Raw genomic sequence first — 17,742 nt, 5'->3', positions numbered from 1 at the left:
GGACCATCAGGTGGTCCACCAGGTCCGACGGGGGAAACAGGTTCGACAGGAGCAACAGGACCATCAGGACCATCAGGAGAAATAGGTCCAACGGGACCAACAGGAGCAACCGGATTACAAGGACCAACGGGGGAAACCGGATTACAAGGACCAACGGGGGAAACCGGATTACAAGGACCAACGGGAGCAACGGGATTACAAGGACCAACGGGAGCAACCGGATTACAAGGACCAACGGGAGCAACCGGATTACAAGGACCAACAGGAGCAACCGGATTACAAGGACCGACAGGGGCAACCGGATTACAAGGACCAACAGGAGCAACCGGATTACAAGGACCGACAGGAGCAACCGGAACGGTATTAGATTTTGCGGATTTTTATGCTTTGATGCCCCCTGATAATGCTGCAACAGTTGCAGTCGGTGGAGACGTAGATTTTCCAAGAGACGGACCTTTTAGTGGGGCGGGGATTGCACGTACTGGTGCTGATACATTTAATTTGTCTGCAATCGGTAGTTATCAGGTCTTGTTTCAGGTGAGTGTGACCGAAGCGGGTCAACTAGTTTTAACTCTTAATTCGGGAGCAGGAGCTGTTGAATTAGCTTATACGGTAGTTGGTCGAGCAACGGGTACTTCTCAGATAGTAGGAATGGCTCTTGTGCAAACATCAGTCATCAATTCAATACTTACTGTACGAAATCCTGCTAGCGAATCCACAGCACTAACCATTACTCCTCTGGCTGGAGGAACAGAGTCTGTTTCAGCACATCTTGTTATTACGCGACTTAGATAAAAGCGAAAAATAGAATTGCATAGGTTGTAGGCTATAACTATGAAGTTAAGGGAAATGTTATAAAAGTCCCTTTAAATCTTTTGAGGGAATTTTTATAGGTTTTTAGATATAGTGATTTCTTCTAAAGAAAACTATGTAAAAAAAGCTAGCATAGATCTAGTTTTTTAGATGTTCTAATCTCTTTATTTTTCATATTTTGAATGTAAACTAATGATAAAAAGTTTACATTAGAACTTACAATTGAAATTTCAGCATACAATGCTATGAACATTTACAATATAACCTTGGTCGGTTAATAAGAAAAAAAGAACATGTAGAAATTACTACATGTTCTTTTTGAGGTGATTAATTTTTAAATATTCCGTATCTTCTAGACTTTTCTTAGTGTATAGTTGTGTCCTTCTGTTTCTTTTCCCTCATTTCAACAGCAAAGTTCATGATCTCTTCCTGTGTTAACTTTTCTTCTTTAATATCACCGAAAATGCCCGAACCAACATATTTCAGGTTCTGTTGCAAAGTTTTTAAAAGTAAGCTAAACTTTTTCAAAACAGAGCGAGGAGAATCACAAATGAGATATTTTAAAGGAAAACAATTTAAGAAAGATATTATTTTAGTAGCCATCGGCTACTATTGTCGTTTTTCTTTAAGCTATCGCGATGTATCTGAACTTTTGAGAGAGCGTGGCATATCGGTTCATCCAACAACTATTATGCGTTGGGTCCATGAATATGGAAATTTGATCTATCAAATCTGGAAAAAGAAAAACAAAAAGGTACAATCATCGTGGAAATTAGATGACACTTATATAAAAGTGAAAGGAAAATGGCGTTATTTATATCGTGCGATCGATAAGGATGGATATACATTGGATATTCAACTTCGAAAACAAGAGATCATCAGGCAGCATATGCCTTTATGAAAAGATTGGTGAAGGCTTTTGGAGAACCAACGGTTCTTACAACGGACAAAGCCCCAGCGCTACTTTGCACGTTTAACAAATTAAAAGAACAAGGTTTTTATAGACGTACAACTCATTGTACAGTCAAACATTTGAACAATCTCATTGAACAAGACTATAGACATGTAAATAGGCGTTTTGCCAAATCCACAGGATTTCAAAGCCTTCGTCATGCTTCACGTACCTTGAAAGGTATTGAAACCGTTCATGCTCTATATAAACGAAGTTTGCAACAACCAAGCTTCGTTTTTTCGACGTATAATGAATTACAACAATTACTAACGATTGAATAAAACCCATCTGCAATCATACCAACTTTTTCTCTGTTAAGAAACTTTGCAACAGAACCCGGTCGTTTATGGCACTTGAGTGGTTACACTAATTCACTAAATATATCGCCTTCTATTCGTTATAGTTTTCAAAATAACTATTTACATATAATTTACATTAGTGTACTATCTATCTAGTACACTAATACAGAGGAGGAAAAAAATGAAAACTGAGTTTTCTCCTAATATCCCCATTTATGTTCAGGTAATGGAATACCTCAAAAAAGAAATTGTAACAGGACGTTTGGCACCAGGTGACAAAATTCCTGCTGTACGTGAATTAGCGGGTGAATTACAAGTGAATCCAAATACAATTCAACGTACATTTCAAGAGTTAGAACGGGAAGGTATTGCTGAGACACGTAGAGGAACAGGGAGATTTGTAACAATTAATGAAGAAATAATTACAGAGCTACGTAAAGAAATGGCAAAAGAGTTGCTTAATAATTTTATAAATGGAATGAATAACTTAGGATTTTCGGAAGAAGAAATTCTCTCAATACTCCGGTCTTCTTTGGAAAAGAAAAGGGAGGAAAACGAATGAAAGAAGTATTGAAAATTGAAAATTTATGGAAAAGATATAATTTAAAAACAGTGATTCAAGATGTAAGTTTAACAATATCAGAAGGGAAAATTATCGGTCTTGTTGGTAATAATGGTAGTGGAAAAACGACATTATTAAAAATGATTTCTGGTTTACGGCTTCCTTCTAAAGGAAGTATTGCAATTGGAGATAAAAAGGTGGTATTAGAAAAAAAAGAAATCGTTTCATTTATGCCCGATAGTCCTGTTTTTGAAAAGTGGATGACTGTAAAAGATGCTGTGTTGTTCTATCGAGATATGTATGCTGATTTTGATTTACAACAAGCAATGGATTTAATAGTCGAGTTTAAAATACCTCTAGAAGAGAACATAAGCATCTTATCAAAAGGAACAACAGGAATATTACAGCTTATATTAACTTTTTCAAGGAAAGCAAAGTTATATGTATTAGACGAACCATTAGGTGGGATTGATCTTATTTCTAGAAAGCATGTATTAGATTTAATTCTTAACTTTTATCGTGAAGATAGTACCATTCTTATTTCGACCCATTTAATAGAGGAAATTGAAAATATATTTGACGAGGTAATCTTTTTGAAAGACGGGGGTATTGTATTGCATGAAAACGTAGAAGAAATTCGTTTTCGCTATGGAAAAGCAGTACATGAGTTATTTAAGGAGGTTTTTGAGAGATGAATCCACTTTTTCGCTATTTATTTAATTGTAATAGAAAAAAGATAGCCGTCTTTTATTTTGGATTTATTACTATTTCGTTGCTTTTTTTATTTAATATGTTGGGACTATCGAAGGTAACAGATCAACTTACAAAGGATATAACATTAGGTATATTTATGTTAATCATAGGTTGCACTGCATTCCTACTTCTTTTAATAGCATTGCCTACTTTTAATAAAATGCTAAAAAATTCCATGATTCGTTATACAGCCATCTCAGGAAAAAAATATATTTATGCAAATTTATTCTTCTTCACATTAATGTTTATTCTTTTATTAGTAATAGGTCTGATTTTTTTATATTATTTTTCTCAAGGTTCCTATGGAGGAAAAGTAGTCGGGGGCTACCAACAAGAATTTCATAAGTTATATGCATATGGATTTATTCATCACGTACTTTCTGTTTTTTTATGGGGAATCGATTTCATGAGTATATTAGTTTCCTGTTATTTCATCATGGTAATTACAAAACTGATTCCTATAAAATCCTCACTGAATAAGATGATTTTATCCATCATCTTCTTGGCTTTATTTTTAACAATCCAAACATTCCTACTGGATTTTTTAAGTAAATTAGAGAAATATGTAATCACCATAAAGAGTACGGGGTTCATAGATAAAAACGGCTTTATTGACACATCATTGTACCCTAGTGAAGGATTCACTATTTTAGATGTATGTTTTACTTGCTTGTTCATAATTGTCCTAACAGCTATTACAGGTCGTATCATTGATAAAAAATTAGAATTATAAAGCTCCACTTTAAAGGTAGAATATATTTAGGAGGAAAAAATGAGAACAACTAATCCAATATTAAAAAAAGACAAATTTCATAAAGAGAAGACAAATGCTTCTACGATGACTATTGGCGGAACGATAGGAAAAACATTCGTTTTGCTTATCTTACTTCTTGCAGCGTCTGTCTATTCCTACGTACAGATGACACAAGGGACAATGAAAACACCTGTGTTAATTGGAATTATAATAGTTACTCTAATTGTCGCATTTATAGTTATATTCATTCCTCGTATATCACCAATCTGCGCACCGATTTACGCAGTATTACAAGGAATTTTATTAGGAAGTATTTCAGCGTATTATACAATGCGATTTGGTGATTTTATCGCTTTAACTGCCGTATTACTAACAATTTCGATTTTATTTGCCATGTTAGTGTTATACGCAACTCGAATAGTAAAAGTAACTAAAAAGTTTCGTGCGGTTGTAACGGTTGCAACACTTGGAATTCTTATTATGTATTTTATTGTTTTCTTACTGGGCATCTTAGGGGTGACTGTTCCATATATTCACCAAGGTGGGACAATTAGTATCATCATAAGTACAATTGTAATTATTGTTGCTGCATTAGATTTATTACTCGATTTTGATTCCATAGAAAATGGTACTCAGAGTGGAGCACCTAAGTATATGGAGTGGTACAGCGCAGTAGGGCTTATGATGACATTAGTATGGTTATACTTAGAGATCCTTCGTTTGGTTTCTTACATTATGAAAAACAAAGACTAGAAAACATCCTGCATGGTTCAAACATGCAGGATGTTTTTTGTATCTCGTATTTTCAATTAAATTAATATAGGTAGTAACAAATGTATGATGTTGCTGTACAAAAAGTCCAACCAATACTTATAAGCTTTCAGCTCCCCCACTGTAACCTTCCTTCGATTACTACAGACGAATTAACTGTAAAAAAAACGATTAACCCTTAGCGTAAGAAATTCGCGTTTTGATGGTGCTACCCCATCGCTATCAAGCTAATATTTTGATGTCCCCCAAAACAAAAATTTTATCTCTTCACAGTTAGTTGTCTATGAGAATTCAGTTCATTTTTTTGTTTTTGGATATTTGCTTTTCTTAGCTTGATGGCAATGTGGTTCTGCCCCTTATAAATGTTACAAAAATCTTTCAAATAGCTCTAACTTGCACAATGCTTCCCGTTAATATAATACGCTGATTCTGTGAAAACCGTAAATACAACCTCTACTTCTGGAAGTCCAAAATCCATTACATATGTAGTAATGACCTTGGCAAATCGATCACGAATTTCCTGTCCACGCTCGAACCATTTCACTTCAATAAGAGGAAACGCTTCTATTTCTTCTCCATTGAATACAAACGTAGAACTTGGTAGTTCCAACGTAAAATTATCGGTACCACACTCACAAATCTCTGCGAGCTCTTCTACTAATGGCTTGCTTATGCGTTTTAATTGTTCAATAGTAATTCCACGAAACACAACATGCGGCATGTGAATCCCTCCGTTAGATAGCTTTATATTTGCTCACATCATAGCACAATTTCTTTTGCTGCACTAACATCTATTGGTACATTTCAATGACATTCTTAAGAATGATCATATGTTATTGAAGCAATACATGTATTGTAACTATTTAAAACATTTGAGAGCTCGGTAATTGGGTAAATTAAAAAAGCCTTATCAATTCTCCCTGTAAGGAGGCATGAGGGAAGGCCTCTATTAGGAAAGGGATGGTGCGCTTATATATTTTAAAAAGAAAAGACACCCTAAGGTGCCTTCCTCCGACTTGATAACCACTTTAATTTTAACAACATTGGATTCCCATCCGAATACTATTTTACCACGTTAAGTAATGTTGGTCATTGAGAAAGTCAAATACGTAGTGTTCATATATAGTGACCCCTAGGAGCATGCAAGATTTAATACAGTTTTTTTGTTGATCCGACAACAAACAAGAAACCTAAAACCGTGCCAGGATAGGAATGTATAAAAAAATGCATAGGTCGATAGAACAAAGAAAGGAGGTTCCCTTGTAAGGGGAAGATTCCTCCTTGTCCGTGCTACTGATAATTTTGTGTTATGTAAACTTGTCATGTATAGGATATACAGTAAAATCCATTGAATATAGAATGGGAACATTTAATTTATTTGAATATCATTTATAAAGACATTTAATAATGAGGGTTACAAATGGATAATAGTTCTAAACAAATCTTTGCTTCTGTAATAGTAGCTGTGGGAACAATTTTGGCTGCGATTGGAGCTTCGCCACTGAACTTTATAAAGAGTAATTTGCGAGAAGACCTAAATTTGTATGGAAACGTCTTACAGGCAGGAGGGAATGCCTTACAAGCTGAGGGGCAAGGGAATATCCTTAGAAAAATCGGGAAGGAATTTCAGGCAATCGGAAATACTACCGTCATTACCGGACTGGTTATTGACTTCAAAACACAAACAAAACAGAAATTATTCATTACTGGGAACTGGATACAAGCTTTAGGTGGATTTATTAATGTAGGACACGGAATCGAACTTACTCCTTTCCCAGGTCATGCAGAAAACCTTACAGGAAACATACTACAAGCTACAGGAAACTCATTACAGGCTATGGGTGGGATATATGAATTAAAAAAGAACGGAAACGAAGATAAAATCCATACAGAACATAGCAATGGAAATTCGTCACAGTCTACGGAAGAAGGATACGAATCAGAAAAAAACAAAAACGGGGATAAAATTCATGTAGAACATAACAATGGACATTCATTACAGACTATGGGAAGAGTATATGGATATGGCAGCAGATCTGAAAACTATATAGAACATAACGATGGTGAATCATTAGTAATAACAGGAAGTTGGATACAAGCAATTGGTTCTGTAATTTCATTGATTGGAACAATAAAAGAGGAAACCCAAGGAAAACAATTAGAAGAAAGTCAGTAAATGTGAAATAAAAAAGTATGGTTTTTACCATACCAAGTAAATACACCAAATACATGTACTTCCTATATCGGAAATTATGTTAACTGGAAAGGAAAACGTTTAGTAGGAGGATATAATGACAATTTATTATTTTTCGTTTGAAGCTATACCATGTTCAGATAATCCAGAAAAAGATGACTGTGAAGGTGCATTTATAAATTGTTGGGTTGATTCAATAGATGTAAATTTAGCATTAACTAAAGCAAATAACTATATTAACGCTGAAGGTTGGAAAGTTATAAGTATTGAAGATCAATTTATTGCAAACCAAAAGCAGTATGAAGGGGATTATGAATTAAAGGAATCACTTGAATGTTTTGAGCAAGCTATGAGAGATGGCATTGCTGCAATCTTTTATACTTGGTCTTATGATGATTAGATTTAACGTTTTAAGCTAAATGTATTTAATTATACTGATTATGTGAATAAAAAGTCCCTCCAGATTTTTTTCTGAAGGGACTTTTTAAGATTTCTAGATAGATTGACTGCTGATAAGTGGTTTTATGTAAACTAGATGTGTATATGGGATATATTTTTGAGAACAAAATAAGAGTTAAGCAGCCTTATAATTTAATCATAACTCAGTTGATTGTAATTATCATGTTGCGTTGGTTTGGAAAACTTTTTTAGTTTAAATTATAAGGAGTAAGGTGAAGATGGTTATAAGGAAAGGAAGGTAGAGTCAAGATGTTATTTAATATTCTAATTGCATTTGTGTTACCTTGGACTGTTGGAATTCTTCACCTTTACAAAAAAGAGAGAAGAATTATCCCTCTGATTGGCTCATTCTTTTGTGTCGTTGCTTTTGTCGTAAATGAATTCGGCTTTTATTGTGGTTTTTGGAGGATTGCTCCTTTCCTTGATCAAAAAACTTTTTCTGCTTTACCCTTTAATATAGGAATTTATCCGATTTTGGCAAGTTACTTGATATTCTTTATAAAGAAAACCAAAAGACCTTACTTGATGGTCTTTTTTATATCCCTATTTACTACCCTTCTTGAAATGACATTAGTTTTAAGTGGAGAAATCGTATATGGTAACGGCTGGAATATTATTTGGACATTTTTTTCCTATATCATCCCTTATATGTGGGTGTACTGGTATTACCTCTATTTAAGAAAGTTAGAAGTCATGAACTAAATCCTGAAGGCAACATAATAGAATTCGAATGTTTTTGATTGCCGATAACGGGAATTATGTAAATACGAACCCCCTTCAGTAAGCAAACTGAAGGGGGTTTTTCTAGATATATTGAATACAGAGAATAATGGATTATGTTAATAAAAATATATGTGTTATTGATAAAAAAAACGCCATCCTTTCTGCATATTTCTACAAAAGAATAATGTTTTTTTTCGTAATATGGATAGAAATTCTTTTTAATTTAATAATAATGGAGGATAACTGTTTATAAAAAAATTTTATTCTCACTATACTATACTTTCAATTTCTTCTCTACACTAAAAAACATAATAGTTATTAATAGTATCATAAGATCCATAATTAAAAGAATTATAGAAGAATATCTAAATAATAAACTGACTCCCATGTTTACAAGCGCAAATATGTGTAACTTCTTAGTTGTGAGAAAAGAGGTCATTCATTAAAAATAATTGTTTAGGTGACCAGAGAAGATTAGGAAACCGAAACATACGAAATGGAATGTAATCACAATTCTTAGTTGTGAGAAAAGAGGTCATTCATTAAAAATAATTGTTTAGGTGACCAGAGAAGATTAGGAAACCGAAACATACGAAATGGAATGTAATCACAATTCTTAGTTGTGAGAAAAGAGGTCATTCATTAAAAATAATTGTTTAGGTGACCAGAGAAGATTAGGAAACCGAAACATACGAAATGGAATGTAATCACAATTGCAAGGACATGCATGAACGTATTGTTGGGCCAAAATTTATGCTTCTTATTTTTCCGTTCGAAAATATCAAATAAAATAAACAGAACAATATGATATAGAGCATAAATAATATATTGAGCAATATCATGACCAGTAATGTGCCAAATTCCCATGACAAAAAAGTTTAAAAAGACGCCAATATATGAAATCATATAGCGATTTTTAATGAGCTTTTTCTTTGTTGCAAAAAAGACAAAGCGCATGTAAATAAAATCACGGAGCCAGAATGATAAGCTCATATGCCAACGATTCCAGAAATCTTTAATATTACGACTGATAAACGGTTTATTAAAGTTTTCTGGTGTTTTAATACCCATCATATAACTGACACCAATTACGAATGAACTATAACCTGCGAAGTCAAAAAATAGATATAAACTATAGCTATACATGTAAATCATATTTGATGAAATTGTGTTTTGGTGAGCTAATGTTGCATCCATAATATTTTCTTTTATTAGGTAAGCAAGTATAAACTTATACAGAAAACCTTGGAAAATACGGTTAATTCCCGTGTATAGTAGGTTTTGATATTCTTCAGCGCTTGGTGGTTTTTGAATATCTTTTTGGAACCTGCGATACCTATCGATAGGTCCGGTCGAAATAGCAGGGAAGAACAAAATGAATTCCCAGAAATTTAAAAATGAGCATTCTTTAATTAAGCCATCGCGAATTTCAAATACCATTTGTACTGCTCTGAATGTTACATAAGATATACCAGTAAAAACAATGAATTTTAATTCAGGTACAAATGGTGCGATTTTTGCCAAAATCAATGGCAAAATCGACAAAATAATAGCCATGCAAAACATGAACGTATTATTATTTTGTTTTCTTAGTAGTAAATAGCCTTTAATAAGGACATATTGCCAAATAATAAATACTACTAACATCATTGCTTGATTTGACTTATCCGAGAAGATAATAGCAAGCATAATTAGTGTTAAGACAGCATTATATTTGCGCAATATTTTGCCTCTTAATCCAGCTACGATAGTAGGTATCAGAAAAATACCCACTATAGCGAAAAAATAAAATGATCCATATGCGGTCATGCTGTAACCTCACTTTATAATGTTCTACAATCCTACATACCATTTGGTGTCATGGAATAATGGATTGGCACATGAATTATCTCAGGATTATAGAGTTTAGCAATCGCTCATTGCGTCTTTTGGAAGGGCAAATGCTGATATAAAGGCTTTTTCTATAATCGAATATGCCGGAGCGATTTGTTCCTCTGAAACCCCATGCATAACTTGTAGCGCTAATCCATTCACCGAAGCCAATAAAGCCCTTGAAAATGCTTCTAAGTCAGTGATTTCTACATTGGATGTTTGAATATATTCTTTAATTATGTCTATCATTTGGTTCTGTAGAACTCGAATTTCTTCCATAATTTTCGGTGACCAAGCTGCTGCTGCTAATAAAGTGAAATACACCTTTCTCCATTCAGAACATTTGAATTGGTGATGTACTACAAATATAAGATTTTTCAATTTCTCTGAAAAATCTTGTGTATTTGAGAGCTCCTTCTGAATTTCTTTAATTTGTTTTTGCATGACATAAGAGGTAGCGTTAACTAATAAACCCTCCTTTGTTGGAAAATAATAGTGAATTAAGCTTAAAGTAATTCCAGCTTTTGTAGCAATATCCCGTAATGTAATAGCGGTTGTACCTTTTTCAGCTAAGCATTCAAACGTAGCCATTAGTATTTGATCTCGAGTAGCTGTTTTTTTTGGACTAGACATTGTATTTCACCATCTTATTTTTTATTTGGTCAACCGACCAATTAATACAAATCTATACTAACTTATTAGATCATTTTTTACAATACTGAGTACCATCCCATATCAACCAATCTAAGGTTTTAAAGTAAGCCCTAAATGAAGATTTTTCTTTCTCTGTAGTTAGTTATTTTGAGAATTCAGCTCTTTTTTCTTTTTGGGGTGTTTATTTTTCTAAAGTTGATGGATATGGTGAGCCCTCATAGATAAAGATAAGTGATAGCATATATTCTTTTAGTTGTATTTGGCTTATAAAAATTTTCATTTAAATAAACGATGGCATAAAAGCGTCCAAATAGGATGCTTTTTTCTTTGTTGTATAAAAAAATACACAATAAGCATAGGTATGGACATAGTTATATTGATTGTGTATTTAATTCTAAATGTTTAAATAAATGTTTGATTATATATTTATAAAATATTTCAATATTGGGATAACACGCCATCGCCATGTGAAGTGCCGGTCTGCTAGATCCTCTGGATCTCAAAAACTTTTCCATGCTTTACGTACGATAAGAGGAATCGAAACCATTCATACCCTATACAAACAAAGGCGGAGTCTTCAAATAGACTCCGCCTTTTCAGCCTACAATGAACTAAAACAATTACTAACCACGGCCTAAATGGTTTGCCGCATTTATATACATAAAATAAAAGTAATAGATGTATGAAAGAATTTTTATACTTATGAAAGACTTTTGTAACACTTTTGAGAGAGAAATGAAAGATGTATTAGATATGATGAAGTTGTTCTTAATAGTAGGTGTTCTAACTCACCTGAAAATCAAGGAGGAAAAATAACAATGAAGAAATTGAAGCCAGCACTTAGTGTATTAGGTAGTGTATCGATGGCACTGACTTTAGCATCCCCTGCTTTAGCAGATATAAAACAGCCGAATGCAGGAAGCACAATTGAAATGTTCAAAGAGGATGCAAATGCAAAAGAAGGAAAAGATCTTATCTATGGAACTGATGGAAAAAAGGGAAAGATGTCTACTGAAAAAATTGAAATACAAAATAACGATTGGGATCAAGATGGTATTTCTAACGACTTAGAAATAAAAGGCTATAAAATTGAGTTCAATCGACAAACCGGGAAAAATGAAGCACAGGTATGGGATCCAGAGCGAGACAAAGATAAATTAAAATTTATTACAAATCCTATGAGCGCGAATTCGGATGGAGATCCTTTTACAGATGCATATGAAGTTCAGTATTATGGCAGTAACTCTGATACTGAGTTTAATCCAATGGTTGCAAATATACCGAATCTGCAAGTTGGTATAAAACGTATTGGGGTTACTCCTCTTGCGGCTATTACGGATTCAAACGGTGGGTCCATTGATAAAGGTTGGGAAAAAAGTGTATCGACACAACATTCGTTTGGTGTAGGAGCAGGTGTCGAAGGTGGTGTGGAAGGTTCCGCAGCCGGTCCTGTTCCTTCTGGGAAGGCCTCATTAAATGTAAGCTATGGATACTCGAAAACATCAACAGATACCGAAAGATATTCTTCTAATATAGATTGGTCTACCGCAAAAACTGTTGATTCAGCAAAAGCAGCAAAAGTGAGCTTACAGTTAGAATATAAAAATACAGGGACGGCGTCTGCTCAAAATGTTTCTCCTCATTTTAACATTCGTTTAGGAGACAAGATTATCAGTACAGTAAAGGCAACACAAGATCGTTATAAAGCAAATCAGTTAAGTACAGAAAAAGGTGGAAGAAATACAACAGAAGTATTGATAGACAGTGTAGATAATCAAGCAGATGTAAATATTTACTTATCGTTAGATGAATTGAAAGCTGTTGAACAAGGTGCAATTCTTTCTGTTGAAGTATTACCTACGAGTACAATGGAATTGTATATTGAGAAAGATGGAGAATTTATGAATTTAGGAGATTCAGGAAAATTTGAATCTCGTGTAAATGCTTCGACTACAATACTAGAGACTGATATCGGGAACAAACCGAAGTTTAGAATGTATGCACCAGAAGGTGTTGGTAGTGATACAAATTTAACGTTTAACGAGGTTCTGAAGCATGTTAAAGTAGATTCTAAAAAGATAAATGAATTTATAGATAATAGCAGAGGAGATCAAGTTATCATTGCGAAAGAGAATCTAGAAAATGCTAAAAAATCTTATGTTTCGAAAGGCGCAAAAGTCGGTGTTTTCACAAAAATTCAGCAACCGGAATTGTCATATAGTGCTTATGATCCATTTACGAAAAAGTTTTATGCAGCAGTCGTACCTGGCTTATTCGGAGCGAGTAATGAAATCTCTGTTTCTTTTGAAAATAAAAATTCCAAACAAACACAACAAGTAACATTAGTGAGAAAAGGAAACGTATATGAGTCTAAAGAAGCTGTAAGCTTGAATGATTTCAATCCATCACAAAAAGTTACATTTGAAATCAATGATGCACAAAAGAAACTTCCGACACAAAAAATCTCTACAGTTGTTACGTATAATAAAGAATATGAAAATTATTTGACCCATCGATTCAGCGACGAACTTATTGTAGAAGGAACTCCTTATACTCTGAAGGCTAGTGGATATCCTGTACTCAGTTATAAAGGAAATGATAAATGGCAATACCTTGCGTATGGTGGGAATTACACTCAACCAGTTAATGTAATTATTGAAAGAAAAGGGCAGCCTAAACCTGGACAACCAATCAAAAAAGGTGAAGAGGTACACATTAAAGTTCAAAATAGTGCTTATTCAGGCTATGAATATTTAAAACTTCAAAATGGTTATATCCATTTTGACCAAAAACAAAATGCAAGTACTTTTAAATTTAATCATACACATAGCCCAGGCAGCTATGATTACCAGAGAGAATGGAACCTACAATCTGATGGTAACAATATAGGGTTGGATAAGGGTGGATCTGGTTATGTGACATATGGTAATGATGTGCAGGTATATCCTGTTGGTAATGGTAATGTGATTTTAGATAGATGGAGTTTCGAAAAAGCTAAGTAAAAGGGAACGGTTTTGTTGCAAAGTTTAAAAAAACATCGGTAATGGACTGAACCCAAAAAGTTAGAAATAAGAATGTAGGCTGCTAATAGGGAATGAGTTCGATATTGAACTCATTCCTTTTAATGTATCCTTCATTCGTTTGTACTTGTAATCATGTATGTAAAAAACCATAGCTAAAGCAGTGGTTTTTTACTATGAAGATCTTGGAAAACAGATACACAATAAAATCGATGCTGACAAGATAAATAAGTAATGTCTGTAATAAAAAATCTGATTTAAATTTTCGATTTATATGATTGGGATACTACTATTTTAAGTGTTTATCTTGTCATATAAGTAATCAAATACTAAAATTATCATCTAGATTATATTGGCACTTTTAATCGTTTTTAGTGACCATAAGACCAAAGTGTAGGATTCTGATTTAGATCTAGGATTAGTCTTTACATCTTTATATCTGTATTAGATGAAAGCATATAAGAGCACCTTTTGTATTATTGGTGAAAAGAAGAGAGGATTACAGATGAAAAAAAGAGTTTTAATCGTAGAAGATGAAGAAAATATTCGAGAAGTATGCAAACGGTATTTAGAAAGAGAAGAATATGAAGTATATACCGCTGTAAATGGCACAGAAGGTTGGGATTTATTTCTTACTCATCAACCAGATTTAATTATTTTAGATTTGATGATGCCGAAGAAAGATGGATGGGAATTATGCGAGGAAATTCGTCAACAATCAAATGTACCTATTATTATGTTAACTGCTAAGGGCGAGGAAAGGGATCGGATTTTAGGCTTAACAATGGGGGCAGATGATTATTTAACAAAGCCATTTTCCCCTCGTGAATTAGTATTAAGGGTTCAAATTATACTAAGAAGAGGTAGCCAGGTACCGATACAAGCAAAAGAATCCCTATCGGAAGTGATAGAATGTCCAGATTTAAAAATTTATCCAAAGACGAGATGTGTATTGGTTTGTGAAAATAAAGTGGAGTTAACAGCGAAAGAGTTTGAGGTACTTTATCTCATGGCAAAGCATCCAAAACAAGTTTTTTCTCGTTCGCAGCTTCTTGAACTCATTTGGGATACTGAACATGAAGTGGCTACAAACATAGTAACTGTTTTAGTCAGTCGTTTACGTGACAAACTGGAGAAGCATACGATAAAGAGTCGTTGGATTCACACGGTTTGGGGGATAGGATATCGTTTTGAGCCAAATGGAGGAAGTGAAGCATGAGATTACGCATTCAATTGTTATTGATGAATTTATTAAGTACCAGTATCCTGGTAATTGCTATATGGTATAGTGAAACGCAAATGTTACTTGAACCAGAACAAACACGGTTATTAACAGTGATTGCGGTTGTAGGACTGATTATTTCAACGTTTATTTACTGGCTAATGACACGCCCTATCATGAGATCTATCAAGAATTTAATGGCATTAACGAAACAATTTAGTGATAGACAATTCGAAACAATGTATATAATTGGGAAAGAACCACAGGAGTTTAAGGAATTAGCAACAGCCTTTCAACAGATGGCAAAAAAATTAGAAGAAGGGTTTACTCAGTTAGAAGAAGGAGAAAATGCACGTAAGGAGCTGATTACAAATATTTCACATGACCTACGAACGCCTATGGCTAGCATACAATTGATGATAGAAGCGTTACAAGATAACCTGATTGAAGATCCTGAAATGAGAAAGCAATACTTAGCGACGATCTTAAAAGAAATAGAAAGATTAAGTGGATTAATCAATGACTTATTTGAACTTTCAAAGTTAGAGTTTGAACAAGTAGATTTTTATCCAAGTTTCACACATATAGATAAAGTTCTATTAGATGTATTAGAGTCACATTCTGTCTTATTAGAAGACAAACAGATTGATTTACAATTGCAGGTTCCGGATAGATTACCCCGACTATTAATTATGCCGTGTAAAATAGCAAGGGTCATAGGTAATTTGTTAGATAATGCGATTCGATATTCCCCTGTCTCTGGAACAATTGAGTTGATTGTAGAGGAAAATAAGCAAAATCAACAAGTCCAGTTCATTTTGCGTGATGAAGGAAAAGGAATTTCTCCAAATGACCAACTACGCGTATTTGAACGCTTTTTTAGGACAGATCAATCAAGAAGTTCACAATCTGGAGGATCTGGTCTTGGACTAGCCATTGCAAAATCATTGATTGAAAGACACGAAGGAGAAATTGGTGTGAGAGATCGCTCAGATGGAAAACAGGGAAGTGAATTTTGGTTTACTCTTCCCATCACATCAGAAAAAAATAAGAACGCCGAAAGACTTTTGTAACATTTATGAAAGAGAAATGAAAGACCTTCTTGTTAACATACTACTACACAGTATATTAACGGAGGTCTTTTACTTTATGAAAAGAAAATATATATGGTTTATAGGTGGATTTATAATTGTCGTGGGAATGTTATGGTCTTTGTTCCGACCGGAGAAATTATTTATTGATAAGCAAGTGAATGAAGCGTTGCCACAGACAGAAATGCAATCAATGAAAACAAAACAAGTTCAAGATCAAGTTATAAGTGCAGGTCAGTTTCAAAACGGTGTCCACGAAACAACTGGAACAGGAACAATCTATCAATTAGCGGATGGAAAACGTGTTTTACGACTTTCTAATTTTTCAACATCTAACGGGCCAGATGTACGAGTAGTATTAGTTCCTACAGATCGTTTGAAAAATAATGAAGATGTGAAAAACCACCAGTATATTGAATTAGGAAAATTAAAGGGAAACAAAGGAGACCAAAACTATGAAATTCCTGAAGGAATAGATGTAAGTGCATATGGTTCGGTTTCTATATGGTGTAAGAGATTTAATGAAAACTTTGGTGCTGTTTATTTTAAAAAGTAAGCAAGAAGGTTCTGGTGCAAATATATGAAGAAGAACAAAATAATAATAGATTCCTAGCAGAATCATATCTTATGTCATAAAATTAAATACTTGATGAATGAACTCTTTCTGATTTTGAATAGACTGATGCCGTAAATGAATATGACCTTTTTTAATTATATGCATGGCTTCAATACCAATTAATATAGAAGTTGCTGTTTTAAATGATTTGAACCCTAACATAGAGTGTATACGCTTCTTAATAAAACAATAATCTTGTTCTACAATGTTATTTAGATATTTTATCTGTCTGATTTGGATGCCTACCGACATCTTTTTCTCTTTTTTCAATTCGGCAATCGCCATCGGATAGGGAGGATTCTTGTCTACTATAATAACACGAGGCCTTGAAACATGAAAAGACCGCAAAGCTTTCTTGAAAAAGCGCTTTGCAGCCTTATGATTTCTTGTTTTATTTAAATAAAAATCAATCATATTTCCATGTTTGTTTTAAAATGACGCCACACTTTCTCATTTAATTCAGGATTATACTGATGAATCCAACGCATGATGGTTGGATGAGCAATATATCATCCAAATAAAAGGAATCAAAAATACTACCACATTTAATATTATCCCGATCTTTGCTCCAGTATTTTTATCTACTATATGAGACAAAATAGCTAAGAGAAATCCAATTGGACAAAGAAATATAGGTAAAAAAATAGAGAGTCCTGGAATTACAGTTAAAGTAATTTTGTATATAAAGTTAACATTGAATATAATCAATAAAACCGGTATTAAAATTGATATAAATGTACCTATCCTATTTTTTTTTACCATAATATCCTCTTTTTTAATTAAAATAATCTATATTTTGGTTCTGGTGCAAATATATGAAGAAGAGCACGGATACTAGTAGGTTCCTAGCGGAATTGTATTTTATACTATAAGTCCAAACACTTTAAACGGTTCCCTGTACGTTATGTTAATCCAATAAAAAGATAAATGGCAGTTCCCCAGATAAACAGGGCGGAGCATTTGTTGAATATGTTCATTAAACCTCCT

The 17,742-nt window shown here is 33.7% G+C and carries 16 protein-coding genes and 5 pseudogenes; 14 read left to right on the top strand and 7 right to left on the bottom strand.

Annotation, left to right across the window (positions count from 1 at the left end; translation table 11 throughout):
• From CQ058_RS32430 to CQ058_RS25935, 6 genes and pseudogenes are all read left to right on the top strand, one after another.
• Positions 1–795 (top strand): annotated as a pseudogene (locus CQ058_RS32430) (collagen-like protein); the annotation flags it as partial.
• A 568-nt stretch (positions 796–1,363) separates the two neighbouring features.
• Positions 1,364–2,046 (top strand): IS6 family transposase gene (locus CQ058_RS25955; protein ID WP_232301883.1). Its coding sequence is split into 2 segments (ribosomal slippage): positions 1,364–1,682 and positions 1,682–2,046, totalling 684 coding nucleotides; the frame shifts between segments, so codons are not numbered across the junction.
• 199 nt (positions 2,047–2,245) lie between these two features.
• Positions 2,246–2,626, top strand: coding sequence for a GntR family transcriptional regulator (locus CQ058_RS25950; RefSeq protein WP_002191484.1), 381 nt, complete (start codon positions 2,246–2,248; stop codon positions 2,624–2,626).
• The gene (locus CQ058_RS25945) at positions 2,623–3,321 is read left to right on the top strand and encodes an ABC transporter ATP-binding protein (RefSeq protein ID WP_002191485.1); all 699 of its coding nucleotides are present in this window, start codon (positions 2,623–2,625) and stop codon (positions 3,319–3,321) included. Before CQ058_RS25950 ends, CQ058_RS25945 begins: the two co-directional genes overlap by 4 nt.
• Positions 3,318–4,112, top strand: a complete 795-nt coding sequence (locus tag CQ058_RS25940) for a hypothetical protein (protein WP_002191486.1) — start codon at positions 3,318–3,320, stop codon at positions 4,110–4,112. Before CQ058_RS25945 ends, CQ058_RS25940 begins: the two co-directional genes overlap by 4 nt.
• A gap of 39 nt (positions 4,113–4,151) precedes the next feature.
• Positions 4,152–4,886: a Bax inhibitor-1/YccA family protein gene (locus CQ058_RS25935; RefSeq protein ID WP_002191487.1), complete on the top strand. Its 735-nt coding sequence runs from the start codon at positions 4,152–4,154 to the stop codon at positions 4,884–4,886.
• A gap of 406 nt (positions 4,887–5,292) precedes the next feature.
• Here CQ058_RS25935 and CQ058_RS25930 read toward each other — a convergent pair whose 3' ends face one another.
• Positions 5,293–5,625, bottom strand: coding sequence for a DUF1904 family protein (locus CQ058_RS25930; RefSeq protein ID WP_002191488.1), 333 nt, complete (start codon positions 5,623–5,625; stop codon positions 5,293–5,295).
• A gap of 699 nt (positions 5,626–6,324) precedes the next feature.
• On the opposite strand from CQ058_RS25930, the gene CQ058_RS25925 reads away from it, so the two are divergent.
• From CQ058_RS25925 to CQ058_RS25915, 3 genes are all read left to right on the top strand, one after another.
• Entirely contained in the window at positions 6,325–7,080 is a 756-nt protein-coding gene (locus tag CQ058_RS25925; RefSeq protein ID WP_002191489.1) for a DUF6944 family repetitive protein, read from the top strand.
• A gap of 115 nt (positions 7,081–7,195) precedes the next feature.
• Positions 7,196–7,498 (top strand): hypothetical protein, encoded by a 303-nt coding sequence (locus CQ058_RS25920; RefSeq protein ID WP_002191491.1) that lies wholly within the window; start codon positions 7,196–7,198, stop codon positions 7,496–7,498.
• 308 nt (positions 7,499–7,806) lie between these two features.
• A complete protein-coding gene (locus CQ058_RS25915; RefSeq protein ID WP_002191492.1) occupies positions 7,807–8,259 on the top strand; it encodes a CBO0543 family protein in 453 nt (150 codons plus the stop codon).
• A gap of 463 nt (positions 8,260–8,722) precedes the next feature.
• On the opposite strand, the pseudogene CQ058_RS33080 reads toward CQ058_RS25915, so the two are convergent.
• From CQ058_RS33080 to CQ058_RS25905, 3 genes and pseudogenes are all read right to left on the bottom strand, one after another.
• Positions 8,723–8,886 (bottom strand): annotated as a pseudogene (locus CQ058_RS33080) (D-alanyl-lipoteichoic acid biosynthesis protein DltB); the annotation flags it as partial.
• Between the two features lie 36 nt (positions 8,887–8,922).
• Positions 8,923–10,089 (bottom strand): D-alanyl-lipoteichoic acid biosynthesis protein DltB, encoded by a 1,167-nt coding sequence (gene dltB / locus CQ058_RS25910; protein WP_002191493.1) that lies wholly within the window; start codon positions 10,087–10,089, stop codon positions 8,923–8,925.
• A 96-nt stretch (positions 10,090–10,185) separates the two neighbouring features.
• Entirely contained in the window at positions 10,186–10,785 is a 600-nt protein-coding gene (locus CQ058_RS25905; RefSeq protein ID WP_002191494.1) for a TetR/AcrR family transcriptional regulator, read from the bottom strand.
• A 449-nt stretch (positions 10,786–11,234) separates the two neighbouring features.
• Between CQ058_RS25905 and CQ058_RS32425 the strand changes: the two are divergent.
• The 5 genes and pseudogenes from CQ058_RS32425 to CQ058_RS25880 form a co-directional block, all read left to right on the top strand.
• Positions 11,235–11,444 (top strand): annotated as a pseudogene (locus CQ058_RS32425) (IS6 family transposase); the annotation flags it as partial.
• 180 nt (positions 11,445–11,624) lie between these two features.
• The gene (locus tag CQ058_RS25895) at positions 11,625–13,808 is read left to right on the top strand and encodes a binary toxin-like calcium binding domain-containing protein (protein WP_105590047.1); all 2,184 of its coding nucleotides are present in this window, start codon (positions 11,625–11,627) and stop codon (positions 13,806–13,808) included.
• A gap of 523 nt (positions 13,809–14,331) precedes the next feature.
• A complete protein-coding gene (locus CQ058_RS25890; RefSeq protein ID WP_002191496.1) occupies positions 14,332–15,045 on the top strand; it encodes a response regulator transcription factor in 714 nt (237 codons plus the stop codon).
• Positions 15,042–16,121: a sensor histidine kinase gene (locus CQ058_RS25885; protein ID WP_002191497.1), complete on the top strand. Its 1,080-nt coding sequence runs from the start codon at positions 15,042–15,044 to the stop codon at positions 16,119–16,121. The genes CQ058_RS25890 and CQ058_RS25885 overlap by 4 nt, the downstream gene beginning before the upstream one ends.
• A 76-nt stretch (positions 16,122–16,197) precedes the next feature.
• The gene (locus tag CQ058_RS25880; protein ID WP_002191498.1) at positions 16,198–16,695 is read left to right on the top strand and encodes a DM13 domain-containing protein; all 498 of its coding nucleotides are present in this window, start codon (positions 16,198–16,200) and stop codon (positions 16,693–16,695) included.
• A 69-nt stretch (positions 16,696–16,764) separates the two neighbouring features.
• Here the strand turns inward: CQ058_RS25880 and CQ058_RS25875 are convergent.
• From CQ058_RS25875 to CQ058_RS32775, 3 genes and pseudogenes are all read right to left on the bottom strand, one after another.
• A pseudogene (locus tag CQ058_RS25875) lies at positions 16,765–17,261 on the bottom strand (DDE-type integrase/transposase/recombinase); the annotation flags it as partial.
• A complete protein-coding gene (locus CQ058_RS32420) occupies positions 17,221–17,517 on the bottom strand; it encodes a hypothetical protein (protein ID WP_002191500.1) in 297 nt (98 codons plus the stop codon). The gene CQ058_RS32420 and the pseudogene CQ058_RS25875, both read right to left, overlap by 41 nt.
• Positions 17,518–17,657: 140 nt before the next feature.
• A pseudogene (locus CQ058_RS32775) lies at positions 17,658–17,742 on the bottom strand (LysE/ArgO family amino acid transporter); the annotation flags it as partial.

Origin of the sequence: Bacillus sp. MYb56, from assembly GCF_002976445.1 — a bacterium.
In the GTDB taxonomy this organism is placed as follows: Bacteria; Bacillota; Bacilli; order Bacillales; family Bacillaceae_G; genus Bacillus_A; species Bacillus_A mycoides.
The sequence above is the reverse complement of the archived record's forward strand: the minus strand, read 5'-3'. Positions and strand labels throughout refer to the sequence as shown.